Raw genomic sequence first — 21,042 nt, 5'->3', positions numbered from 1 at the left:
GCGCCACCACGCGCAGGCTGCCTAACCTCTCAACCAAGGTGGACCAGAGCCTCCGTTCCTGAGCACCGCAAACCGTCTCAAATCATCTGACGACGGACAAGCTAAATAAGCGCGGCGTGAATTCCTGACCCCTTCCGGATCTTCCGCAGAGTGGGTTCGTATGTTGGCTCGGAAGGACGAAGCGGACCGGTGGGCGCGGACCGGCAACCTGCGAACCCATCGGAAGATCGCGCCTATCGGCCTCATGCGTGTGCATCGAAGGCTTCGGATATCGGTGATGCTGCGTCGGCGGGTTGCCTGCGAACCGAAGGTGGCAGGCAGATTGCCGAGACGCCGCGCATTATGCGGCTGCCGCTGACGCGCCTGCCCGAAGTGATCGTCAGCCTACAGAAGGCCGAGCGGCTCGCTCGTGATCTCGGGCTCCTGGCTAAGTAATGGGCTGCAGCCGGTGCGCTGCACAGTATGTCATTTTGCGCGTCACAATCGCCGATAGAAATCTTTGCCCACTAACCCATCTATGTCTTGGATCCACTCGGGTAGTGGAGTGAGGATGGTCATGAACAAAGACTCTGGCTTCGCTGGGCTAGATGAGCAGCTCTGCTTTGCGGTGTATGCCGCCTCGCATGCGTTCAATGCCGCTTACCGGCCGCTCCTCCAGCCGCACGGGCTGACCTACCCGCAATTCCTCGTTCTGCTCGTTCTCTGGGAGAAGGGGTCCTGCAACTTGAACGAGCTGGGCGTGCGACTGCACCTCGACTCCGGCACTCTGACCCCGCTGGTCAAGCGTATGGAAGCAGCCGGTCTCGTGCACCGTCAGCGATCGAGGGAGGACGAGCGCCACCTCCTGGTCAAATTGACCGACCGTGGCGAGGAGCTGCGCCCTCTCAGCCGCACCGTTCGCAAGGCAATGCTCTGCGCTTTAGGCGGCCAAGTCGAGCCGGTGCTGAAGCTCCGGGAGCAGCTCATGAACGCGACCGAGCAACTCAGGGCAGCTCCGCACCTGAACGCGGCCAAGTAGGCCAGCGGTAGCGGGCTGTACCGCACGGCATGCGAACTCAAGCTCGTTCTCAGAGCGTGTTGCCGCACTCGCAGCCCAAGAGATGCTCGACGACCGTCTCGGGCACGGCGTGCACGGCTCGATATTCCCGACGCCACTTCGTTTTCGTGAAAGTGTGTTTTTGCGAGCGCATCCGGGTGAGTTGATAGCGGCTATGCGAGTACCCAGGCCGAGGTCCAGATGCCGAGTCGTTTCTCAACATACGTTAGCATGTCTGTTGTTCGGGTTGCCCTGACCGCAGCTGCGCTGATCCTACTCCAAGCTTCAGCTCTCTCGGCGCAGGCGTCCGGCAAAGAAGATGAGCCCGACAAGGTCGACACGGAGAACCTGTTCGGCTTCACCGAGGGCACGGACACCGGCAAGAAGGGCGAGCAGGAAGCGCTCGTCGACACGATCAGCCGCTTCAGCAAGCGCCGGGACGGGCCAGGACGCTCAGGCTACGGTGCGACGCAGCCGCTGATCAGCTACCAGTACGATCCGACGGACAACTTCACCATCGAGCCGGGCCTGCTGTTCGATGCGCGCGACAGCCGCAACATCGCGGGCGTGCCCGACAAGAGCTTCGGCACCTTCAACGGGGGCTCGCTGGAGCTGAAGTACCAGTTCTTCAAGCGGACGGACGAGCGGCCGTTCAGCCTCGCTCTGCAGGTCGAACCGCAATACGCGCGCATCACGCCGATCGAAGGTCAGGGCGCCGACGTGTTTAGCGTCGAGACCCGCCTGATCGCCGACGCACGGCTCGTGCCGGACAGGCTCTGGGCCGGCATCAACCTCATCTACGATCCGCAAGTGGCACGGCTGAAGGGCAGCGGAGAAGTTGACCGGAGCTCGACCCTGTCCGTCTCAGGCACTTTGATGACGAAGGTTGCGGACAGTCTCTTCGTGGGGCCTGAGGCCCGATACCTGCGCGCCTACGACGGCACCTACCTGAACCGCTTCCTCGGCCACGCGGTGTTCATCGGGCCGGTGCTGCACTACCAGGTCATGGAGAAGGGCTTCCTGACCCTGGCATACTCGACGCAGGTGTTCGGGCACGACCGCGACCCGGACTTCACGGACCGGGCCTTCAACTTGAACCAGTTCGCGCGGCACGCCTTCCGGGTTCGCTTCGGCGTCGAGTTCTAGGCATGCGCCTCCCCAGCACCGCCCAAGCGTTCTGGCTCCGGCCGCGGCTTCTCATCTGTGCTGCGTTGGCTGTCGTTCTCGCCCTACTCCTTCCGGTGTCCAGCATATGGACGCGGCTCTTGGTCGGCTGGTGTGTTGGCGTCGCCGCCTACGTCACCTTGATCATCTTACAGGCGACGCAAGGATCCGGAGAGACGCTGCGCCGCCAAGCCTCCCGACTCGACGACAGCGCCTTCACGATCTCCATATTCGCGGTCCTCGCTGCGGCAGCGAGTTGCGGTGCGGTGGCGATGCTCCTGTTCGGCGGGCAGGAGCAGGATGCCTACCGCATTCCGCATGTCGCTTTGGCTGTCCTGACACTCATGTGCGCGTGGACCTTCGTGCAGGTGGTCTTCACCACCCACTATGCGCACGTCTACTACGGTGAGGAGGATGGCAAGTCCCGTGGTGGCCTGGACTTCAATGGTGACGGGAGTCCTGATTTCTGGGATTTTTTCTACTTCTCAGTGACGATCGGAGCCACATCGCAGACCTCTGACACGGACATCACTGCGAAGCACATGCGCAGGATTGCAACTGTGCAGACAATCTATGCGTACTTTTTCAACACCAGCCTACTCGCCCTGGCGGTCAACATGGCAGCTGGATTTGCCCAACATTGATGCATGGCCTGCCGCATATTAGAGGTGGACAGCCAAGGCGATCTCCTGACTCAAAGCAGGCCTTCGCAAGGTCCGCTTACGGGCATTCTGATAAGCGGCATGAGCGGCCGATGGTGGCCGAAAGCCGCTGGTCTGCTTCGGGGGCTGGACATGGGTAAGCCAATGTTCGGGGCGACCGAGGTGAAGGCCTTAAGGCGCACCTCTGACGAGCTTCCACACTGCCGGCACGGATTCTTGTCCGGAGGACAAAAGCGTACCTGCAATGGCGACCACACCTAGTAGCACGGCAGCCTGTCAAACGGGCTGTGCGGCGGTGAAGAAAGATCTGAACGGCAGCCCAGTCAGAGTTTCCCGGTTCGACCCGCGTCGGCGCTTCAAGGTGCCTGGGCGGCTGTGTCCACGGCTGCCATCACGACGTTCGGAGCTGTGTGATGCACCATGTGGCCGCAGCCCTCCACGACATGCAAGCTGCTGCCCGAGAGTGCGCGATGCAGCCGCAAAGCCTGATTGTCGAGATCCACCATCTTGTCCCCGGTCCCCGCGACGATGGCGACAGGCATCGAGAGCTCCTGGTAGCGGCTCTGCATCGCTAGAGCATCCGGGATCATCAAGGCAGACTCGGCGGCGCTTGCCCGCAGCTGCGAGGGGCGGATCGCCATCTCAGAGGGGACATCGCCAAACGTCGCTGCCACCGGAGCCGGGCTGAACAGCTTCCGGATCATCGCCGGCCAGAGGAGACGTGCGACCAGCGGCGAGACCGTATAGCGCATGATGTCACCGACGAGCGGCAAGGCGGGGCCCGACATGAGAACCACGTCTGCACGAACCGACCCGTAGTAGTAGCCGCTCTCCAAGATCAATCCACGCACCAGCTGCGGATGGTCCAGGGCCAGGGTGATGGCGACAGAGGCACCCCAGGAATGACCGAGCACGAGGGCGCGCGACACGCCGATCTGGAGCAGTGCTGAGCGGAGAAGGCGCGCCTGCGCCGGAGGCGTCCAGATCGTGCTGCGAGGCCGTTCGCTGTACCCATAGCCTGGACGGTCGAAGGCGATGACGCGGTAGCGCTTTGCCGCTGCCTTGACGAAGTCACTCGACATAAAGTCCTGCAGCATGCTGCCGTTGCCGTGCAGGAGCACCAAGGGCTCGCCTTGGCCAACCTCAGCGTAGTGGACTTGGATGCCGTCGACGTTGATCAGCCGCCCTGTCGGCGGGTTGTCCTGCTCTGCTTGCCGGGCTCTGGCTCTCACCGCGAAGGCTGCGAAGGCCAAAGCTGCGGCGCTCAAGCCAGCAAGGGCCACGGGACGCGAGTAGAGGGGACGCTGAGCCATAGCGTGAGGTCCGATCTTAGGAGCACGCAGGGATCAGGGAAGGAACCCATTCGCGTTGCACTGCAACAAGGCCAACGGACCCTAGTCACCCATTGTTCCTGATGAGGTTCCCGCTCATGCTAAGGCCGGCGTGTCTCGCATGCCGCTTCGGCAGCGAATTGTCTGCTTCGGAGAAGCCGCGAGAGCGGGCTGAGCGACAGAGATGGAGCGCACAGCCGAACGTCGGCTTTCGGGCGGCAAGCCAATGACGGCTCACCACCCATTGCTGGCCTCGGAAGGTCTGCTTGCTGGCGGCCAAACCGGCAGCAGTTCAGCGAAATAGGTCAGGCCGCCAGTCGCTTGAGGGTGTGACCGACTATCAGGCGGACCTATCCTCCAGGGCCATTCAAGGCCGTGCCGACGTGTGCTCCCGGCCTAGTGGCTGGTGTTGGCGATCAGGTATTCCGTGAGCCAGTCAATCAAGACCCGGACGCAGGCGTTCAGCTTCTTCGACGGGGGGTACAGGATCGAGACCGGCGCCGTCTCTTCCGTCCAGTCGTCGAGAACACGCACCAGCGCCCCGGCGTCGAGGTGCGCTCGCACGGTTGAGAGATAGGTCTGGCCCACGCCGAGGCCGCTCAGCAACATGTTGACGTGGCCGGTGCTGTCATTGGCGAGTACGTCCGCGTGCGCGATCTCGACCGTCCGGCCTTCCTTCCGGAAGATCATCGGCCACGTCTCGCCGGTCTGCTTGGAGAAGTAGCCAACCAAGTCGTGCGCTTCCCGTAGCTGCGACGGCTCCGTCGGCGCACCGACGCGCTCAAGGTGTCTATACGCTCGCGGCCCTGGCCGTTTCGGTCACGCCGACCCTACCAAGCCCCCGGCGGCTTCCTGCACAGCGGCCTCGGCGAAATGCTTGAGCGCTTTCAGCAGGCCGGCCACGGGGCGGCCGCGCAGTCCTGGGTCGCCCAGGGGCCAAACCAGGAGCTTCCGCCGCAGCACCTTGAGCAAGCCATCGGGCCGGACGTCCTCGCGACCCTGACCCAGCGCACCGGCCTGTCCCGCGAGGAACTTCTCTCCCGGCTGTCCAGGGAGCTTCCGCAGGCCATCGACCGCTACACGCCGGACGGTCGAATCCCGGCCTAGCCGAGCCCCCACCGGTTAGGCACGTCCTATCCAGCCGCGCCACGTGAAGGCGGCGAAGAACAGCTCGACGTCCCGGAAGCCGCTCGCCCGCAGCACGGCGGCATCCGTCTCGGGCGCGAGGGTATGCAGGTGGGCATCCACCGCGCTCCGCGCCTTCGCCGCCTGGTCGCGGTCGGCACCCGAAGCGACCGCGAAGGCCTCGTACCGCCCGATCCATCGTGATCGGGCGTCGTCTTGCGGAAAGCTGCTATGTGCCGAGACGAACGGGGCGCCCGGCTTCAGGCGCCGGTGGATGGCCCGGACGGTGCCCTCGCGCGCCACCAGGTCGAGGAAGTGGAGGGTGAGAAGGCAGGTCGCCGCGTCGAAGGGGCCGTCGGGCGCGTCGTCGATGTAACCCTCGACGAGGGTCACCCGGTCCATCAGCAGCCCGAGCGTGCGCTCGGCTTGGCGTAGCATCTCCCGAGCGGGGTCGACGCCGACGAACGTCCAGCCGGGATGCGCCTCTGCCAGCGCCCGCAGTTCCAGTCCCCCTCCGGCCCCGAGCACCAGGACCCTTGCATCGGCCGGTGCGTGCTCGGCCAGCAGGATGCTGGTCATCCTGTGCAGGGCCTCGAAGCCCGGCACGAAACGGCGCGGTCCGTCGGCATACCGTGCGGCCGCCTCGGGGTCCGAGAAGGCGGCCACGAAGTCGGTCGGTTCAGGCTGCGCGCTATGCGTCATCGGATCGGGCCTCCTGCCCGCACGGTCCGCGCTTGGCCAAGCGCGCGTGGAAATCTGCGCTGAGACGGGCCAGCGTGACGCTGCCCAGCCGCGAGAGCAGCAGGGTCTCGGCCTCCCGGAAGGCGTCCGCGAGGGCGGCGTTGACCGCCTGCTCGACGAGGCAGGTCGGCTCCTCGCTCCGGTGCCCCATCGCGAACACCTCCGGCGAGCCCAGGGCGACGTAGACGTCGTGCAAGGTCACCCGGTCGAGGTCGCAGGCGATGGTCCAGCCGCCGCCGTGACCCTTGCCGGAGGCGACGAGCCCCAGGTCGCGCAGGCCTGCCATGGTCCGGCGCACCACGACCGGGTTGGTCCCCATCATCATGGCCAGCCGCTCGGACGTCACAGGCCCGTCAACCTCGGCCATGTGGAGGAGGACGTGGAGTACGCCCGACAACCTGCCATCCCGTCTCATGCAACTAATGATGTTTCATGAGACGGGACCCTGTCAACGGGCGCCGGACGGGATGGGCGGCTTGCCGCTATCCGCCCTAATTCATGACCGAGGGACGGCGTGCCCCGACCCGACGGCGAGGAGCCCGCGATGATCACGCTCTACACCTGGTCGACCCCGAACGGACGCAAGATCCCGATCATGCTGGAGGAGTGCGGCCTGCCCTACACGGTCGTGCCGGTGAACATCGGCAAGGACGAGCAGTTCGCCCCCGACTTCCTGAAGGTCTCTCCCAACAATAAGATCCCGGCCATCGTCGACGACGAAGCCGAGGGTGGGCCACTCTCCGTGTTCGAGAGCGGCGCGATCCTCACCTACCTCGCCGAGAAGACCGGGCTCTTCCTCGCGCCCTCGGGGCCCGCTCGCTACAAGGCCCTGGAATGGCTGCACTGGCAGATCGGCGGCCTCGGCCCGATGCTGGGCCAGCTCGGCTTCTTCGCCGTGCGCTCGGACGAGAAGGCGCCGCTGGCCATCAAGCGGTTCACCGACGAGGCCGACCGGCTGCTGCGCGTGATGGACAGGCGCCTCGGCGAGGGGCCTTACCTGGCGGGCACGGACTACTCCGTCGCCGACATCGCCTGCTACGCCTGGACGCTGGCGGCAACGTCGTTCCTGAAGGAGCCGCTTAAGGATACGCTCGGCAACGTCCCGAACGTGCATGACTGGCTGCAGCGGACAGGCGAACGTCCGGCGGTCAAGCGTGGGATGGAGGTTCCGAAGACCTGAGGCCGGTTGGGCCTCTGCCCGGACGGCGGGCAGGTCATTCCCGTATCAGGAGGCCCGGTCGCAGATGCTCGATGTCGGCGTGCCGGGTGCAGTCACGTTCGCGCTTGGCCGGCCGACGCCGGGAACATCCCGCCCCGCGCCAGGAGCATCACGGTCATGGCCGCGAGGCCGAGTACAAGACCATTCGCGGCGACGAACAACACTGGGGCGAGGACGGCGATTGCGCCGGCGTCGCCGTGCGCGACCAGACGGACCGGGGCCGTGGCCATTGCTGTGGCGCCGAAGCTGAAGGCCCAGAGCCCGGGCACGGCTCCGGCCTTGGCGATCCAGGGCGAGAGCCGGGCCAGAACCAGAACCTGGAGCAGGCCGTAGCCGATCAGGGCATGCGCGAAGATATCCGGCGCCCCGCCGCCGACCGAGAGGTAGGCCACGGCCCCGACCGGCGCGGGAGCCAACTGGATGCCCAGGGTCGGCCGCAGGGCGGCGGGCTTCTCGGTCCCGGTCAGCAGGCGGTGGAGCAGCACCGATTCCATCGCGAGCCAGGAGAACAGGCCGGCGCCGAACGCGAGCTGACCCCAATCGGCGAGACCGAGGGCAGCGCCCACCGTGGCCGAGACGAAGCTGCCGGCCACGGTCGGCAGGTACAGCACCGCGGTCGTAGTGCCGTGGTCCCGGCCGCCTTGCCAGAGGCCGCCGGTCCGCCAAACAGCGAAGCCGAGCGTGAACAGGAAGCCGACGCCGAACAGCACGGTCGCGGCGCCGGCCGCATGAGGCGCGAGCCCGCCCGCGACGAGCATGGTGGCCACGCCGGCAAGACCGATAAAGCAGCACTGGATCGGGTGGGCGGCCTCGGCGGCCAGCTTGTCCGGGGCGAGGACCGCCTTCAGGGCATAGAGGACCACCAGCACGGCCCAGACCGCGCCGGCGACGGCGTAGACCGCCTCTGCGACGAATATGGGCAGGTGCCAGGCGAGCGCGGCCGCGCGCCAGGCGCCGCCGAGGTCGGACAGCCCGAGGACGATGCCGAAGTAGGCGGCCGGCGTGTTCGCGGCGACCTCCCTGAGGCGCTGCGCGAGGTGGAGGCGGGAGCCGCCGACGAGAGATAGTGTGTTCATGATCACCTCCTGCGAAGTCGGGATGTCGTCGAGGGGCGCTGCGCCCGCCACTTCTCGACCAAGATGATAATGGACGGCGGCCCCCGCCTTTATTCCTCTCTCAGCAATGGAGTGGTTCGCGACGCGATGCTTGAGGGCAGACTTGCGGCCACCGATTTCGGCGAAGTCGAAGCATGAACAAGCGGTGGTAGAGATGGACAGGACCTGGTTCGTCACGGGCTCGTCGCGGGGCCTCGGCTGGGCGTTGGCCCGGGCCGTCGTCGCAGCGGGGGAGCGGCTCTGCGCGACGGCGCGCGATCCTGCCGCGCTCGCGGACCTCGTCGAGGCCGGCGGCGAGCGCGTGCTAGCGGTGCCCCTCGACGTCACTGACGAGGCAGGCGCGCGCCGGGCGGTCGAGGCCACGGCGGAGCGGTTCGGTCGGATCGACGTGGTCGTCAACAATGCCGGGTACGGCGACGTCGCGCCCATCGAGGACACCGACCTCGCCTCGTTCCGGGCGCAGGTAGAGACGAACCTGTTCGGGGTCGTCAACGTGACCAAGGCGGCCATCCCGCTGTTCCGGGCGCAGCGACACGGCCACTTCCTGCAGGTCTCCTCCATCGGGGGGCGAACCGGCGCGACCGGGCGCGGCCCGTACTCGGCCGCGAAGTTCGGCGTGGAGGGGTTCTCCGAGGTTCTCGCCATCGAGATGAAGCCGTTCGGCGTGCACGTCACCATCGTGGAGCCCGGCGGCTTCCGGACGGACTTCGCGGGATCGTCGACGCACATCGCGGAGGGCAGCCCGGCTTACGCCGAGACCGTCGGCCAGGTCGCCGCCATGCAGCGGGCCTACGACGGAAAACAGCCCGGCGACCCAGAGCGCGCCGCCCGGGCGATGATGGCCGTGGTCTCGGCGAAGGCCCCGCCGCTGCGCCTGGTGCTGGGTAGCGACGCCTACGCGCGGGCCGAGGCTGGCGACGAGGCGCGGCTGGCCGAGCTGCGTGCCTGGCGCGAGATCAGCCTCTCGACCGACTTCCAACCTTGACGCTAGGTCTCCCCCGCAGATGCCTCGCTCTCACGGTCACCGAAACGCGGCGGGATTGCACAGGACCGCACCCCCATGAAAGGGGCGCGGTCCGCGTCGCGCCTACCAGCCAGGCCCGTCAGAAGGGTCAGCGCTTCGCCACCTGCTTGTCGAGGAAGCCGCGGATGAGGGGCGCCATCTCGTCCAGCTTGTCCTCCAGCGCGAAGTGGCCAGTGTCGAGGATGTGCATCTCTGCGTCTGGCAGGTCCCGCAGGTATGGGTGCGCCCCTTCCTCGGGGAAGATCTTGTCGTTCTTGCCCCAGACGATCAGCGTCGGCGGCTTGCGCTCGCGGAAGAACGCCTGGAATTGTGGGTAGAGCGGCACATTCGTCCGGTAATCGTAGAACAGGTCGAGCTGGACATCCTTGTTGCCGGGCCGGTCCAGCAGGGACTGGTCGTGGACCCAGTTGTCCGGGCTGATCCTGGAGACGTCCCTCACGCCGTCCGTGTACTGGAAGATCGTCGTGGGGAGGGTCACGAGACCCGACAGTGCCTCGCGGCTCTTGGCCGAGCCGTCGGCCCAGTAGGCCTTGATCGGATTCCAGAATTCGCGCAGCCCCTCGTCGTAGGCGTTGCCGTTCTGGACGATCAGGCCGGTCACCCTCTCGGGGTGCTTGAGGGCCAGGCGGTAGCCGACCGGCGCGCCGTAATCCATCACGTACATCGCATAGGACTTGGCGCCGAGTTGGCCGAGCAGGCCGTCCACGAGGTCGGCGTAGTGGCCGAAGGTGTAGGCGAACTGGGTGTGGTCGGGCGCGTCGCTCTGGCCGAAGCCGGGGTAGTCGGGCGCGATGACGCGGTAGCGGTCCGCGAGCGTCGGGATCAGGTTGCGGAACATGTGCGAGGAGGTCGGGAATCCGTGCAGGAGCAGCACGACCGGGCCGTCGGCCGGGCCGGCCTCGCGATAGAAGACCTTCACGCCGTCGACCGTCGCGGAACGGTAGTGGACCATCGCCGGTGCCTGGGCGGCGACCGCGGCTTGCTCCGCCTTGGCATAAGGGGGAAGGACGGTGCCAGCCGTCGTGAGCATCAGGGCAAGCAGAAGGTGTTTCATCGGTGTCTCCTTTCGTGGGGGCGTAGAGAACCTCGCCGCCTCATGGAGACATCATCGGTGTTCAGCTTGCAGGCGTTAATCGGCGTCGTGTGGAAGGCATTGTTGTCGCCTGCGGAATAGATAGGATCGCTTGGTGCCGATGACCTCGGCCAGGTCGAACCGACCCGGACCGACGCCTCGCATCGACCCTGCGCCCACTCAGTTGAGCAGGCGGTTGGCCCGCAGCCGCGCCACGGCCAGGTCGACGAATGTCCTCACCTTGGCCGGCGCCTGCCGCCCCTCGGGGTAGACCACATGGATGGGCAGCGGCTCCTCCTCGTAGTCGGCGAGCACGACCTGCAAGCGGCCTTCCAGCAAGGCAGAGCCGATCTGGTAGTGCAGCACCCGGGTCAGGCCCCAGCCCGCGAGCGCCGCGGCGATGCCGGCCTCGTTCGTGTTGCTCATCAAGGCGGGATGGACCGTCACGCGCTGATCCTGCGCGAACCGCCACTCCGTCGAGGCCCAGGCGCCCGTGGACATGGCGACGCGGTGTTCCCTCAGGTCCTGCGGTGTCTGCGGGACGCCGTGCCGCTCGAAGTAGGCCGGCGAGCCGCAGACGACGCGGCGCACCGACCCGACCCGCGCGGCCGTGAAGCCGGAATCCGAGAGGTGGCCGATGCGCACGGCGACGTCGATGCCTTCCTCAACGATGTTCACCTGCCGGTCGACGAACAGCGTCCGTGCCGCCATGGTCGGGTAGGCGTCGAGGTAATCGGTCACGATGGGCAGCACGTGCATGTGGCCGAACAGGACCGATGCTGTCACCGCGAGGGTTCCGGACGGCGTCGCGTAGGAACCTGCGGCGGCGGCCTCGGCCTCGACGATGTCGGCAAGGATGCGCCGGCAATCCTCGTAGTAGCAGCCTCCGGCCTCCGTGAGCTTCACGGAGCGGGTGGTGCGCACGAATAGCCGGGCGCCGATGGTCTCTTCCAGCGCGGCGACGGCGCGGGTCACGGCCGGCGGGCTCATGTGCATCAGGCGCGCGGTCTCCGCGAAGCTCGCCGTCTCCGCGACCTTCGCGAAGATCCGCATGGCCTGCCAGCGGTCCATGTCCCTGCTCTCCCGTCTCCAGCGACCCGGCCATCATGGCCTTGACGAATACAGCTGTTCGAGCGGGTGCGCCCCCAAGCGGTCGCGGCATGGTGAACGGCATGACGGGCCAGGCCGCCTAGCCTTCGTGGGCGACCGTGGATTCGGGGTCCGGCGCCGCTCCGTCGCCAGCGAGATCTACGGCGAGGCTCTCGATCTCGCGGCAGACCTCGGCGGGGATGCCCGACCACACCGCCCGCGCACGCTCCTCGTGAAGCCGCCCGCCGTCCCGGGAGGCTGCCGCCAGAGCCAGGGCCAGCGCCCGCGACGTGCGCGCGTCGAAGCTCCGGCCGCGACGCGCGGCGTCGACCTCGGCGCCGCACATCCCGAGCCCGCGGGCCTCCGCTTCCCACCCTGGAGAAACGGACGGGTCGCGGCCGTCGTCGGTCACGGCGAGCGCGACGGACAGGCGCACGCGCCGGTCCAGGGTGAAGGAAGACATGGCCGCATTCCCAAGCTTCGAGGGTCGGTTCAGAAGCCGAAGTGGCTGAGACCCGGATGGTCGTCAGGACGGCGCCCCAGCGGCCAGCGGAACTTGCGGTCCTCCTCCCGGATCGGGTGTTCGTTGATGCTGGCGTGGCGCGCCCGCATCAGCCCATTCTCGGCGAACTCCCAATTCTCGTTGCCGTAGGCCCGGAACCACTGGCCGCTGTCGTCGCGGTACTCGTAGGCGTAACGCACGGCGATGCGGTTGCCGGTGAAGGCCCAGAGCTCCTTGATCAGGCGGTAGTCGAGCTCGCGGTTCCACTTGCGCGTCAGGAAGGCCTGGGCCTCCCCCCGGCTCATGACGAACTCGGCCCTGTTCCGCCAGCGGGTGTCGGTCGTGTAGGCCAGGGCGACCTTGGCCGGGTCGCGGCTGTTCCAGCCGTCCTCGGCGAGGCGGACCTTCTCGCTGGCGCTCTCCTCGTTGAACGGCGGCAGCGGGGGACGGGACATCGGCTTCTCCTCGGGTTTTGCGGGTGGACGCTTGTCGGGAGGGAGGTCGGCAGGCCGGCGGGACGTGACCCTCGGCATCGCCTTCGGTCAGAGGGCGAGGTGTACGGGGTCGCTCCCCGCGGCCGGGGTGGCCGAGCAGATCAGCACCTCGTCGGCCGCGTGGGGCGCGGTGGGCGCCTTTGCGTAGGTGACGGCGCCCTTGAGGAGCTTCGTCCTGCAGGTGCCGCAGGTCCCGGTCCGGCAGCCGAACTCCGGGCTGAGGCCCCGCGCCTCGGCGAGGTCCAGCAGCGACCCCGAACCCGGCGTCCAGCGGGCCTCCTTCGCCGAGTTCAGGAAGGCGACCGGGACCGGCTCGGTCGAGGCGGGGGGTAGCTTGGCCACCTCGGCATCCGCCGGCACGCTCCTGACAAGCGACGAGGGGCCGAAGGTCTCCGCGTGGATGCGGTCGTCGGCGACGTTCAGGCCGCGCAGGCCGTCGTAGAGCGCCTGCGTGAAGGCGGTCGGACCGCAAAGGTAGAAGTCGTAGTCGCCGAACGGCAGCACGTGGGCGAGCAGCGCCATGTCGATCCGGCCCGCGACATCGTAGTCGACGCCCTCCACGGCATCCCCGGGCGCGCTCAACACCCGCACCACCCTGACAGCGCCCCGGGCCGCGTCCGCGAGCTCCGTCACCTCCCGGTCGAACGGACGCTCCTCCTTGGAGCGGGCCGCCTGGACCAGGGTGGTCGGCCTGATGCCGCGGGTGCGCAGGCCCTCGTAGACGACGTGGCGCAGCATCGCGAGGAGCGGGGTGATGCCGATGCCTCCGGCGAGCAGCACGGCGGGCCGTTTGGCGCGGGCGTCGATGGTGAAGCCGCCGGCCGGTGCCCGCGCCTCGACCACGTCGCCGACCCTCAGCGTCTCGTGAAGGTGTCCGGACACGGTGCCGTCGCGCTTGACGCTGATGCGGTAGACCGCGTCTGAGGGCGCGACCGAGAGCGTGTAGGTGCGGATCATGGGCCTGTCCGCTCCGGGGAGCGCCACGCGGATGGGCAGGTGCTGCCCCGCCTGGTGCGGGATCAGCCCGGACCTGTCCGCCGGCATGAGGTGGAAAGAGCGGATCGTGCGACTTTCGTCGACGACCTTCGTGACCGTGAACGGGCGCCACTGCGTCGCGAGGTCAGCGGCTCGGAGCCGGTCGGCGGCCTCGCGCCAGTCGCCGGTCATCAGGGAGTTCGGCGACCAGCCGTCCTGCCGGAAGGCCCAGCGCAGGGGCAGCGCGCCCCGCCGCCGCACGACCCGGCGGGGCCGGAACGTCCAGAGCCGCTCGGCGCCCTGGAAGGCGGCGATCTCGGGCGAGGACAGGATGACCTCGGCGTCACCCGTCATCTGCAGGAGGTCGCCGGTTTCGAAATCGGCGAAGACGAGGCCGGCCTTGGCGTTCAGGAGGATGTTGCCGAGCGTCGCGAAGAAGAGGTTGCCGGCGAAGTCGGGGACCGTGAGCGTACCGTCCTCGGCCACCCTGACGAAGCCGGCCTTGCCGCCGCGGTGCGAGACGTCGACCTGGCGTCGGCCGTCGCGCTCGGCGTAGGAGGCGACGAAGAAGGTGTCGGCGGCCTCTATCGTGGCGCGCGCTTCCGCGTCGAGCGCGGTGCTCTCCTCGATGGTGCCCGCGAAAGGCTCGCTCGGGTCGCGAACGAAGGCGACGTCGCGCAGCTGGATGTACTGCGGGCAGTTGCCGAAGCTCTGATCGACGGCGAAGTTCAGGACGCCGTCCGCCGCGACGCGGATGAGGCCGTTCACGCGGTTGCGGCGGCGGGTGTGCAGCTCGATACCGAGGAGCCCGATGGCCTCGCCGTCGCGCATGCCCCGGCTTGCCGGGTCGCTCGGATCGGGCCGCACCGCGATGTCGAGTGTCGTCGGCGTCGGCGAGGCAATGAACCCGGGAGCGCCGGCGACCAGCGTCGCCCAGGCGTCGCCCCGTCCGTCGACGCTGCCGGCCACGATGAACGGGATCTGTTCGTAGAAGGCGCGGTGCTGGTCGGGCATGAAGTCCCGCACCACGCGGCGCCCAACTTCCTCCATCCGCTCGGCCACGCCGACCTGCTGCTGGATGGCCGTCTCGCCCCGGTGCCAAGTCGAGAGCTTCGTCATCGTCGGGCTGTCGCTCATGGTGCTCTCCCATCCGTTCCGGTCGGGCGCACCCAGTGGTGCGCCCAGACCCACGCGGTCACGCGACGGCCGAGAGGCCGGCCGGCGTCTGGGCGAATGGGACGAAGCCCGGCAGGGCCTCGATCCGGCGCAGGTACGCGTTGACGTCGGCGTAGCCGGACAGGTCGACGTTGCCCTCTGGCGCACGCGCCAGGTAGCTGTAGAGCGCGACGTCCGCGATGGTGGGGCGCTCGCCGACCAGCCAGTCGCGACCGGCGAGATGCGCCTCCAGGCGGCCCAGCAGCGTGTGCGCCCGGCCGATCACCTCCTCCGGGTTGAACTTGGCGCCGAACACGGTGACGAGGCGCGCGGCGGCCGGGCCGTAGGCGAGCTCGCCGGCCGCGACCGACAGCCAGCGCTGCACGGCGGCCTCGCCCTCTGCGTCCTCCGGCAGCCAGTCCGTGCGCCCGAGCTTCCGGGCCACGTAGACGAGGATGGCGTTCGAGTCCGAGACGATCGTTCCGTCATCGTCGAGCACCGGCACCTGTCCGAGCGGGTTGAGGGCGAGGAACTCGGGACGCTTGTGCGCACCCGCCTTCAGGTCGACCTCGACGGCCTCGTGGGGCACGCCGAGCAGCGAGAGGAACAGGCGAGCGCGGTGCGCGTGACCCGAGAAGGGATGGTGGTAGAGCTTCATGACCGCGTTCCCTGACTTCCTGGCCGGGAGAAGCCCCGAACCGCATGGGCAAGGTGACGCGATCAGGAGGTGGGGAGAACGCTCGCTCTCGTCAGTTCATCGTTGTCGTGGGCGGAACAATCTGGCGCGAAAGGACAGGCTGTCACCGGACGGCGAGCGACCTGTCCTCTCGGAGCCGTCACGCCTGAGCCTTCGCGGCCAGGAAGCCGGCGTAATTGTTTCCGGCGAAGGGCAGATGGTCGCCCATCAGCTTGGCATGCGCCTCGCCGGTGGCGGACTGCCAATGCGCGAGGAGCTCGGCCCCGACCGCGACCCAGTTGATCGGCACGATGCTGGCCTGGACCATGCGGGTGATGGCCGCGTCCTCGACGAGCTTGCTCCAGGTGCCGGAGGCGTCGACGACCGCGTAGACGTCGTAGCCCGCCTCCTTCGCCGACAGAGCCGCGAAGGCCACGCAGACGTCCGTCGAGATGCCCGCGATCAGGAGCTTCCTGCGGCCGGTCGCCTTCACGGCAGCCGCGAAGTCGGCATTGTCGAAGGCGTTGATCTCGCCGGGCCGGTGCACGACGGCGGCGTTCGGCAGGCCCTGTGCCACCACCGGCATGACCGGTCCGTTCGGGCCGTCCGAAGCGCTGGTCGTGATCACCGCCGGCAGGCCGTAGACCTGCGCGATGGTCACGAGCGCCTTGACGTTGTTCAGGAAGTCCGCGGGCGACTGGGTCTGCACGCCGTTGGCGAGCCCGGTCTGGTGGTCGACGAACAGGACGGCGGCGTTCTCGGCGGTCAATCTCTCGTAGGACATGGCGCTCTCCACTGGTGGGGTCGGCTCCGATCTGGAACCTTCCGACCCAACGAAGATGCCGTTCCTAGACCAGATCCACTAGCCACCAAGATCGGCAAGCTGCGTCCCTGAAATCGGGACGCCGCGCTCCCGGTCTCAACGGCCGAGGCGCTCGGTCAGCAACTCGATGAGGGCCTGCACCTTGCGTGACGGGTGTTGGCCCGGCGGACGCACCACGAACGCACCGACCGACGGCAGCGTGTACCGCGTCATGACCGGCACCAGCGTACCGGCCGCGACGTACGGCTCGGCGATGACGTCCGGGAGCGCGGCGATGCCCGCGCCCGCTGCCGTGGCCTCCGCGATGGCGACCGCGCTGTCGGCCTTGAAGCGGCCCGTCGGCCGAACCGGGAACGACTTGCCCCCAGCGCTGAACGTCCAGGTCTCGGTGGCGATCATCACCGCGGGGTGCCCCGGCACGTCCTCGGGCGTCTCGGGTGCGCCATGCGCGGCGACGTAGTCGGGGCTCGCGAACAACCGAACGGAGAAGGACCCGATGCGGCGCGCGACGAGGTTCGAGTCCGGCAGGTAGCCGACCCGGATGCCGCAATCGAAGCCCTCGGTGACGAGGTCGACGTAGCGGTCGCTATAGCGGCAGTTGATCCGCAACTGCGGGTGGCGGCGGGTCATCTCGGCGATGGCCGGCGCGAAATGCGTCGGGCCGAACGTGGTGGGCACGGCGACCCGCAGGAGGCCGCGGAGCTCGCTGCCCGGCGAGATGGCTTCCAGGGCCGCGTCCACCTCCGCGCAGATCCGTGCCGCATGCTCCCGGAACGTCGTGCCCGCCTCGGTCAGGGCCGCGCCCCGCGTGGTGCGGGCGAGGAGCTGGGTACCGGTCTCGGCCTCCAGCCGCAGCAGCCGCCGGCTGACTATCGACTTGGCTAGGTTGAGCCGGCGGGAGGCTGCGGACACCCCTCCGGCGTCGGCCACCTCCACGAAGGTCCGCAAGTCGTCGACATCCATAGCGTTCCGCTTCCCGGGACGGAGCTTGCCCGGTTCGGACGATACCGTCCCCATCAGGACGACGCTACGTTCCCTGGCGGAAACGCCCGCCAAGAAAGGTCCGGACCATGAACGTGATTAAGCTCAGGCGCGGCGACCGCATGGGCAACCCGGCCCGCGGCTTCGCCGTCGAGATCATCCGTCCCGGGCTGAGCCTCGGAGGCGGGGACAGCGGCTTGGGCGCCATCGGGCGGATCGACCGCGCCACCGTGGCGCCCGGGCACGTCATCGGGATGCACCCACACCGAGACGACGAGATCCTGACTTACGTAAGGGCCGGGCGGATGCTCCACCGGGACACGGTCGGCAACGTGCAGGAGATCACGGCGACGCGCCTCATGATGATGGGCGCCGGCCACACCTTCCAGCATGAGGAACGGATGCTCGACCCCGACCCGGTCGAGGCCCTGCAGATCTTCCTGCGGCCGCGCGCGGCGGACCTCGACCCCCAGGTGCGGTTCCACGAGTTCGGGCAAGCCGTCAGCCACGGCGTGTGGCGGCTCATCGCGGCGCCCGAAGGCGCGTCGCTGCAGGTCCGCGCCCAGGCATGGGTCTCCGACGCGCACATCCCGGTCGGGTCCGCGTTGCCCTTGCCTCCGCCCCCGGCGCCCGAAGCGGTCCGCCTGCTCTACGTCTTTGGCGGCGCGGTCGAGGTCGGCGGCATCGCTCTGCGGGCGGGCGAGGCGGCGTACCTGAAGGGGGACGGTGGCGGCGTGGAGGCGCGATCCGACGCCGATCTGGTACTCCTCGCGACCGACCCGGGCGCGCCGGTCTTCCGCGGCGGCATGTTCAGCGGGAACGCGCTCGCGCGATGAGGCCGGCCTCGGACATCCGGGGCTCAACGCTTGCGTTTGGAGATGGCCGGAGCCGCACGCCTGCCCAGCGTGGCTTCCCGATTCCCTACTAGGCGGCCACTTCCGGCTCAAGAGGCGGGGACGAAGCCGCGCCAGCCTTCCCGGCGATGCGGCCTTCCTCCGCCTTGTGGACGAACTGGCTCGCGATGAGCAGCCCCTTGAGCGGTCGGATCGGGGGCACGCAGCACAGGAGCAGGAAGGGCAGCGAGGTCACGAGGTGGGCCCAAAGCGCCGGCTCGTAGGCGAGCTCGATCCAGACCGCGAAGGCGGTGGCTGGGAATGCGGTCGTCATCATGACGAAGAAGGCCGGGCCGTCCGCCGGGTCGGCGAAGCCGTAGTCGAGGCCGCAGGCCTCGCACCGAGGCCTGAGCGCCAGGAAGCCGGCGAACAGCTTGCCCTCGCCGCAGCGCGGGCACCGGCAACGCAGGCCGGTGGTCACGATGGACTGATCTCCGTACCGGGACATGGGTCCTCCTATGCGTTGGGCTGGGCCGCCGACCTCGCCGCCCGGGCGCGCCGAAGCCCGGAGACGGCTCCGGAGCCGAGCAGGACCCCGAACGACACGAGCGCGATGCCGGCGATGTCCGACCCGGTCGGGATCTCGCCCAGGACCGACACGGCCAGCACGGCCGCCATGGCAGGGACCAGGGAGGCGAACACGGCGGCGCGCGAAGCCCCGAGCAGCGTGACCGCGCGGTTGAAGGCGACGAGCGAGACGACGCTGGTCAGCACGCCCTGGAAGACGATCTGCGAGGCGATGCTGCCCCAACTCGCGTTCGCGATGCCGCGCGCGACCGGCGCAAGCAGGTAGACCGGCAGGTAGAGGCAGGCTGACCAGAACGCGACCACCGCCGCCCCGTGCAGCGGCTTCAGGCCCGAGCGCCGCAGCGTCACCGTATAGGTCGCCCACATCAGCGCCGCCGTTAGGAACAGCAACTGGCCGATCCAGCGCTCGCCTTGCGGATGGAGGACGCCCGTCCCGAGCAGGAGCAGGATGCCGACCGGGACCAACGCGAGGCCCGCGAGGCGGTCGCGCGACACGGTCTCGCCGAGGATCAATACGGAAAGCGCCGCGGCGAAGAGGGGCATCACGCCCGGGATCAGCGCGCCGGCCTGGGCCGCCGGGGCGTAGAGCAAGCCGGCGGCGGCCACGAGCGCATAGGGGGCGCCGGCCCCCGCCACCATCAGCGCCGTATCCCCGAAGCCGACCGAGCGGGCGAAGGCCCCGTGGCGGAGGAGCACGGGCAGGAGCAGCACGGCAGCGGTCGCGAACCGGATGGCGGTGATGTCGTGGACGGTGAGCGCCGAGCGCCCGAGGTCGAGCCGCGTGACGACCATCCAACCCGCCCATATCGAGATCGCGAAGATCGCCCAAGCGGTACCCTTCAGGGCGCGGAGTGGTTCGTCGGGGGTCATCGGCACCCCTCCGTGACGATGGCCAGAGGCGCCGGCAGGCCGTCGGGCCTCCGGACGAGGCGATGGACCGAGAGAGCGGCGCAGGCCACCACGACCGAGGCGGCGGCGAGGAGGGCGGCGAAGCCGTCCGCGTACGCGCCCGCCGTGTCGTTCCTGACCGAGGCCGCCAGGACGGAGGTGAGGAAGGCGTAGCCGAGCAGGATGCCCGAGAACCGCGCTGTCGTGCCGAGGCCGGAGGCCATGCCGGCCCGCTCGCGCGGTACCGCGCCCATGATGGCCTTCTGCGTCTCGCCGTTGAGCAGGCCGCCGCCGGCGCCGAGCACGAACATGCCCGCCGCGATCCATGCGGGCGAGCCGAGGTGAGCCGCAAGGCCGGTCGCCGCGCAGCCGACGGCCACGACGGCGAGGCCGGAGGTCAGCACCGGGCCCGACCCACAGGCCGGAAGGCGCCGGCCGACATACGGGAAGGCCAGCATGGCCAACGCGAAGGGCAGCATCCCGAAGCCGGCCCCGAGCGGCGAAAGGCCCAGGCCGTTCTGGAGGAGTTGCGGCAGGAGGGCGGCCATCACCTGCGCGCATGCGGCGTAGGCGAACATCGCGACGACAGCGCCGACCATCGACCGCGAGCGGAACAGGGCGAGGTCGAGCATCGGCGAGGCGCGGCCGCGCTCGACCCGGAGGAACGACGCGACGCAGAGGGTGCCGCCGCCGAAGCCGGCGAGCGCCGATGTGGATGTCCAGCCCGCCCCCTGACCGGCGACGAGTCCCCAGGTGATCCCGAACATCGCCAGCGCGAACAGGCCGATGCCGGGCAGGTCGAGCCGCGTCGCCGTCGCGCCCCGCGTCTCCTCGATTAGGGCCGCGACGGCGGCGGCGAGCGCGACGCAGAGCGGCACGTTGACGAGGAAGGCCCAACGCCAGCCGAAGGCGCCGGCGACCAAGCCGCCCAGGATCGGCGAGACCGCCATCGTCAAGCCCATGATGCCGCCCCAGGTGGCCCATGCCCGGCCCCGCGCGGCCTCGTCGTGGAAGACGTGCCCGATGATGGCCAGGGCCGGCGAGAGGAGGAGGGCGGCGCCGACGCCCTGGAGGGCGCGGGCGGCGGTCAGCGCGGCGGCGGAACCGGCCGAGCCGCACAGCACCGAGGCCAGACCGAACAGCGCGATGCCGACGAGGAACGTGCGCTTGCGCCCGTACCGGTCCGCCACGGACCCCGCAGGGAGGAGCAGGGCGGCGAACGGCAGGGCGTAGCCGGCGACCACCCATTGGAGGTCGGCGGGCCGTACGGCGAGGTCGCGCCCGATCAGCGGCAGCGCGATCCCGACGACGTTCGCGTCGAGCACCGTGAAGGCGCAGCCGACCGAGGCGGCGATCAGGGTCGGGGTGGCGCGATAGGTGCTCATGGCGATGCCAGCCCCTATCGCCCATCCTTCCGTTAGTTGTCATTGCCGGCGATTGCTGCTTGTATTAGGGCCTGTCGTCACTTGATCCAATCGAGCGTGGCCGCGAGGCAGAGGACGCTGGTGAAGCTGACGGCGGTCTTCTCGTAGCGGGTGGCGACGGCGCG

General features: G+C 68.8%; 22 protein-coding genes and 3 pseudogenes. 8 read left to right on the top strand and 17 right to left on the bottom strand.

Translation table 11 applies throughout. The features are described 5' to 3' along the window. Positions 1-189 precede the first annotated feature (189 nt). The 4 genes from MTDSW087_RS27675 to MTDSW087_RS27660 all read left to right on the top strand — a co-directional run bounded on the left by MTDSW087_RS27675 (position 190) and on the right by MTDSW087_RS27660 (position 2,844). Positions 190-435, top strand: coding sequence for a hypothetical protein (locus MTDSW087_RS27675; RefSeq protein ID WP_144768680.1), 246 nt, complete (start codon positions 190-192; stop codon positions 433-435). 121 nt (positions 436-556) lie between these two features. After that, the gene (locus tag MTDSW087_RS27670; RefSeq protein ID WP_238179256.1) at positions 557-1,018 is read left to right on the top strand and encodes a MarR family winged helix-turn-helix transcriptional regulator; all 462 of its coding nucleotides are present in this window, start codon (positions 557-559) and stop codon (positions 1,016-1,018) included. Positions 1,019-1,237: 219 nt separating this feature from the next. Next, positions 1,238-2,182, top strand: coding sequence for an oligogalacturonate-specific porin KdgM family protein (locus MTDSW087_RS27665; RefSeq protein ID WP_144768676.1), 945 nt, complete (start codon positions 1,238-1,240; stop codon positions 2,180-2,182). 2 nt (positions 2,183-2,184) lie between these two features. Continuing rightward, positions 2,185-2,844 carry a DUF1345 domain-containing protein gene (locus MTDSW087_RS27660; RefSeq protein ID WP_144768674.1) on the top strand — a complete coding sequence of 220 codons (660 nt, stop codon included), beginning with the start codon at positions 2,185-2,187 and terminating at the stop codon, positions 2,842-2,844. 374 nt (positions 2,845-3,218) lie between these two features. Here the strand turns inward: MTDSW087_RS27660 and MTDSW087_RS27655 are convergent, their stop codons facing one another. Together MTDSW087_RS27655 and MTDSW087_RS27650 are read right to left on the bottom strand one after the other, a co-directional pair. After that, positions 3,219-4,175: an alpha/beta fold hydrolase gene (locus MTDSW087_RS27655; RefSeq protein ID WP_144768672.1), complete on the bottom strand. Its 957-nt coding sequence runs from the start codon at positions 4,173-4,175 to the stop codon at positions 3,219-3,221. Positions 4,176-4,589: 414 nt separating this feature from the next. Beyond that, positions 4,590-4,970, bottom strand: a pseudogene (locus MTDSW087_RS27650) (LysR substrate-binding domain-containing protein); the annotation flags it as partial. 63 nt (positions 4,971-5,033) lie between these two features. Here MTDSW087_RS27650 and MTDSW087_RS27645 point away from each other — a divergent pair. Next, positions 5,034-5,300, top strand: a pseudogene (locus tag MTDSW087_RS27645) (YidB family protein); the annotation flags it as partial. Positions 5,301-5,315: 15 nt separating this feature from the next. Here the strand turns inward: MTDSW087_RS27645 and MTDSW087_RS27640 are convergent. Next, positions 5,316-6,020 (bottom strand): class I SAM-dependent methyltransferase, encoded by a 705-nt coding sequence (locus tag MTDSW087_RS27640; RefSeq protein ID WP_144768668.1) that lies wholly within the window; start codon positions 6,018-6,020, stop codon positions 5,316-5,318. Continuing rightward, positions 6,010-6,474 carry an Rrf2 family transcriptional regulator gene (locus MTDSW087_RS27635; protein WP_144768666.1) on the bottom strand — a complete coding sequence of 155 codons (465 nt, stop codon included), beginning with the start codon at positions 6,472-6,474 and terminating at the stop codon, positions 6,010-6,012. Before MTDSW087_RS27635 ends, MTDSW087_RS27640 begins: the two co-directional genes overlap by 11 nt. Positions 6,475-6,603: 129 nt before the next feature. Here MTDSW087_RS27635 and MTDSW087_RS27630 point away from each other — a divergent pair, with 129 nt between their 5' ends. Then, the gene (locus MTDSW087_RS27630; protein WP_144768682.1) at positions 6,604-7,239 is read left to right on the top strand and encodes a glutathione S-transferase family protein; all 636 of its coding nucleotides are present in this window, start codon (positions 6,604-6,606) and stop codon (positions 7,237-7,239) included. A 92-nt stretch (positions 7,240-7,331) separates the two neighbouring features. Here the strand turns inward: MTDSW087_RS27630 and tehA are convergent, their stop codons facing one another. Next, on the bottom strand, positions 7,332-8,354 hold the full coding sequence (gene tehA, locus MTDSW087_RS27625; protein ID WP_144768664.1) for a dicarboxylate transporter/tellurite-resistance protein TehA: 1,023 nt from the start codon (positions 8,352-8,354) through the stop codon (positions 7,332-7,334). Between the two features lie 193 nt (positions 8,355-8,547). On the opposite strand from tehA, the gene MTDSW087_RS27620 reads away from it, so the two are divergent. After that, positions 8,548-9,378: an oxidoreductase gene (locus MTDSW087_RS27620; protein WP_144768662.1), complete on the top strand. Its 831-nt coding sequence runs from the start codon at positions 8,548-8,550 to the stop codon at positions 9,376-9,378. 127 nt (positions 9,379-9,505) lie between these two features. On the opposite strand, the gene MTDSW087_RS27615 is transcribed toward MTDSW087_RS27620, so the two are convergent. From MTDSW087_RS27615 to MTDSW087_RS27580, 8 genes are all read right to left on the bottom strand, one after another. Continuing rightward, positions 9,506-10,471, bottom strand: coding sequence for an alpha/beta fold hydrolase (locus MTDSW087_RS27615; protein ID WP_144768660.1), 966 nt, complete (start codon positions 10,469-10,471; stop codon positions 9,506-9,508). Positions 10,472-10,669: 198 nt separating this feature from the next. Next, complete coding sequence (locus tag MTDSW087_RS27610; RefSeq protein ID WP_144768658.1) at positions 10,670-11,560, bottom strand: LysR family transcriptional regulator; 891 nt, start codon at positions 11,558-11,560, stop codon at positions 10,670-10,672. A gap of 118 nt (positions 11,561-11,678) precedes the next feature. Then, positions 11,679-12,041 carry a hypothetical protein gene (locus MTDSW087_RS27605; protein WP_186384022.1) on the bottom strand — a complete coding sequence of 121 codons (363 nt, stop codon included), beginning with the start codon at positions 12,039-12,041 and terminating at the stop codon, positions 11,679-11,681. Positions 12,042-12,070: 29 nt separating this feature from the next. After that, the gene (locus tag MTDSW087_RS27600; protein ID WP_144768656.1) at positions 12,071-12,535 is read right to left on the bottom strand and encodes a nuclear transport factor 2 family protein; all 465 of its coding nucleotides are present in this window, start codon (positions 12,533-12,535) and stop codon (positions 12,071-12,073) included. An 87-nt stretch (positions 12,536-12,622) separates the two neighbouring features. Continuing rightward, positions 12,623-14,686: a 2Fe-2S iron-sulfur cluster-binding protein gene (locus MTDSW087_RS27595; protein WP_144768654.1), complete on the bottom strand. Its 2,064-nt coding sequence runs from the start codon at positions 14,684-14,686 to the stop codon at positions 12,623-12,625. A 58-nt stretch (positions 14,687-14,744) separates the two neighbouring features. Next, positions 14,745-15,362 carry a glutathione S-transferase family protein gene (locus MTDSW087_RS27590; RefSeq protein ID WP_144768652.1) on the bottom strand — a complete coding sequence of 206 codons (618 nt, stop codon included), beginning with the start codon at positions 15,360-15,362 and terminating at the stop codon, positions 14,745-14,747. Between the two features lie 178 nt (positions 15,363-15,540). Beyond that, positions 15,541-16,164 carry an isochorismatase family protein gene (locus MTDSW087_RS27585; RefSeq protein ID WP_144768650.1) on the bottom strand — a complete coding sequence of 208 codons (624 nt, stop codon included), beginning with the start codon at positions 16,162-16,164 and terminating at the stop codon, positions 15,541-15,543. A gap of 135 nt (positions 16,165-16,299) precedes the next feature. Next, the gene (locus MTDSW087_RS27580) at positions 16,300-17,166 is read right to left on the bottom strand and encodes a LysR family transcriptional regulator (RefSeq protein ID WP_144768648.1); all 867 of its coding nucleotides are present in this window, start codon (positions 17,164-17,166) and stop codon (positions 16,300-16,302) included. 140 nt (positions 17,167-17,306) lie between these two features. Here MTDSW087_RS27580 and MTDSW087_RS27575 point away from each other — a divergent pair, with 140 nt between their 5' ends. After that, a complete protein-coding gene (locus tag MTDSW087_RS27575) occupies positions 17,307-18,020 on the top strand; it encodes a pirin family protein (RefSeq protein WP_306421688.1) in 714 nt (237 codons plus the stop codon). A gap of 88 nt (positions 18,021-18,108) precedes the next feature. Here the strand turns inward: MTDSW087_RS27575 and MTDSW087_RS27570 are convergent, their stop codons facing one another. The 4 genes and pseudogenes from MTDSW087_RS27570 to MTDSW087_RS27555 form a co-directional block, all read right to left on the bottom strand. Further along, complete coding sequence (locus MTDSW087_RS27570; protein ID WP_144768644.1) at positions 18,109-18,525, bottom strand: DUF983 domain-containing protein; 417 nt, start codon at positions 18,523-18,525, stop codon at positions 18,109-18,111. 8 nt (positions 18,526-18,533) lie between these two features. Further along, a complete protein-coding gene (locus MTDSW087_RS27565; RefSeq protein WP_144768642.1) occupies positions 18,534-19,475 on the bottom strand; it encodes a DMT family transporter in 942 nt (313 codons plus the stop codon). After that, entirely contained in the window at positions 19,472-20,878 is a 1,407-nt protein-coding gene (locus tag MTDSW087_RS27560) for an MFS transporter (protein WP_144768640.1), read from the bottom strand. Before MTDSW087_RS27560 ends, MTDSW087_RS27565 begins: the two co-directional genes overlap by 4 nt. Before the next feature lie 77 nt (positions 20,879-20,955). After that, a pseudogene (locus MTDSW087_RS27555) lies at positions 20,956-21,042 on the bottom strand (IS5-like element ISMex42 family transposase); the annotation flags it as partial.

Origin of the sequence: Methylobacterium dankookense (assembly GCF_902141855.1) — a bacterium.
Lineage (GTDB): Bacteria > Pseudomonadota > Alphaproteobacteria > Rhizobiales > Beijerinckiaceae > Methylobacterium > Methylobacterium dankookense.
The sequence above is the reverse complement of the archived record's forward strand: the minus strand, read 5'-3'. Positions and strand labels throughout refer to the sequence as shown.

Coding starts and splice junctions, on each gene's coding strand:
- MTDSW087_RS27670 (WP_238179256.1), top strand. CDS start 557: ATGAACAAAGACTCTGGCTTCGCTGGGCTAGATGAGCAGCTCTGCTTT.
- MTDSW087_RS27665 (WP_144768676.1), top strand. CDS start 1,238: ATGCCGAGTCGTTTCTCAACATACGTTAGCATGTCTGTTGTTCGGGTT.
- MTDSW087_RS27660 (WP_144768674.1), top strand. CDS start 2,185: ATGCGCCTCCCCAGCACCGCCCAAGCGTTCTGGCTCCGGCCGCGGCTT.
- MTDSW087_RS27655 (WP_144768672.1), bottom strand. CDS start 4,175: ATGGCTCAGCGTCCCCTCTACTCGCGTCCCGTGGCCCTTGCTGGCTTG.
- MTDSW087_RS27640 (WP_144768668.1), bottom strand. CDS start 6,020: ATGACGCATAGCGCGCAGCCTGAACCGACCGACTTCGTGGCCGCCTTC.
- MTDSW087_RS27635 (WP_144768666.1), bottom strand. CDS start 6,474: ATGAGACGGGATGGCAGGTTGTCGGGCGTACTCCACGTCCTCCTCCAC.
- MTDSW087_RS27630 (WP_144768682.1), top strand. CDS start 6,604: ATGATCACGCTCTACACCTGGTCGACCCCGAACGGACGCAAGATCCCG.
- tehA (WP_144768664.1), bottom strand. CDS start 8,354: ATGAACACACTATCTCTCGTCGGCGGCTCCCGCCTCCACCTCGCGCAG.
- MTDSW087_RS27620 (WP_144768662.1), top strand. CDS start 8,548: ATGGACAGGACCTGGTTCGTCACGGGCTCGTCGCGGGGCCTCGGCTGG.
- MTDSW087_RS27615 (WP_144768660.1), bottom strand. CDS start 10,471: ATGAAACACCTTCTGCTTGCCCTGATGCTCACGACGGCTGGCACCGTC.
- MTDSW087_RS27610 (WP_144768658.1), bottom strand. CDS start 11,560: ATGGACCGCTGGCAGGCCATGCGGATCTTCGCGAAGGTCGCGGAGACG.
- MTDSW087_RS27605 (WP_186384022.1), bottom strand. CDS start 12,041: ATGTCTTCCTTCACCCTGGACCGGCGCGTGCGCCTGTCCGTCGCGCTC.
- MTDSW087_RS27600 (WP_144768656.1), bottom strand. CDS start 12,535: ATGTCCCGTCCCCCGCTGCCGCCGTTCAACGAGGAGAGCGCCAGCGAG.
- MTDSW087_RS27595 (WP_144768654.1), bottom strand. CDS start 14,686: ATGAGCGACAGCCCGACGATGACGAAGCTCTCGACTTGGCACCGGGGC.
- MTDSW087_RS27590 (WP_144768652.1), bottom strand. CDS start 15,362: ATGAAGCTCTACCACCATCCCTTCTCGGGTCACGCGCACCGCGCTCGC.
- MTDSW087_RS27585 (WP_144768650.1), bottom strand. CDS start 16,164: ATGTCCTACGAGAGATTGACCGCCGAGAACGCCGCCGTCCTGTTCGTC.
- MTDSW087_RS27580 (WP_144768648.1), bottom strand. CDS start 17,166: ATGGATGTCGACGACTTGCGGACCTTCGTGGAGGTGGCCGACGCCGGA.
- MTDSW087_RS27575 (WP_306421688.1), top strand. CDS start 17,307: ATGGGCAACCCGGCCCGCGGCTTCGCCGTCGAGATCATCCGTCCCGGG.
- MTDSW087_RS27570 (WP_144768644.1), bottom strand. CDS start 18,525: ATGTCCCGGTACGGAGATCAGTCCATCGTGACCACCGGCCTGCGTTGC.
- MTDSW087_RS27565 (WP_144768642.1), bottom strand. CDS start 19,475: ATGACCCCCGACGAACCACTCCGCGCCCTGAAGGGTACCGCTTGGGCG.
- MTDSW087_RS27560 (WP_144768640.1), bottom strand. CDS start 20,878: ATGAGCACCTATCGCGCCACCCCGACCCTGATCGCCGCCTCGGTCGGC.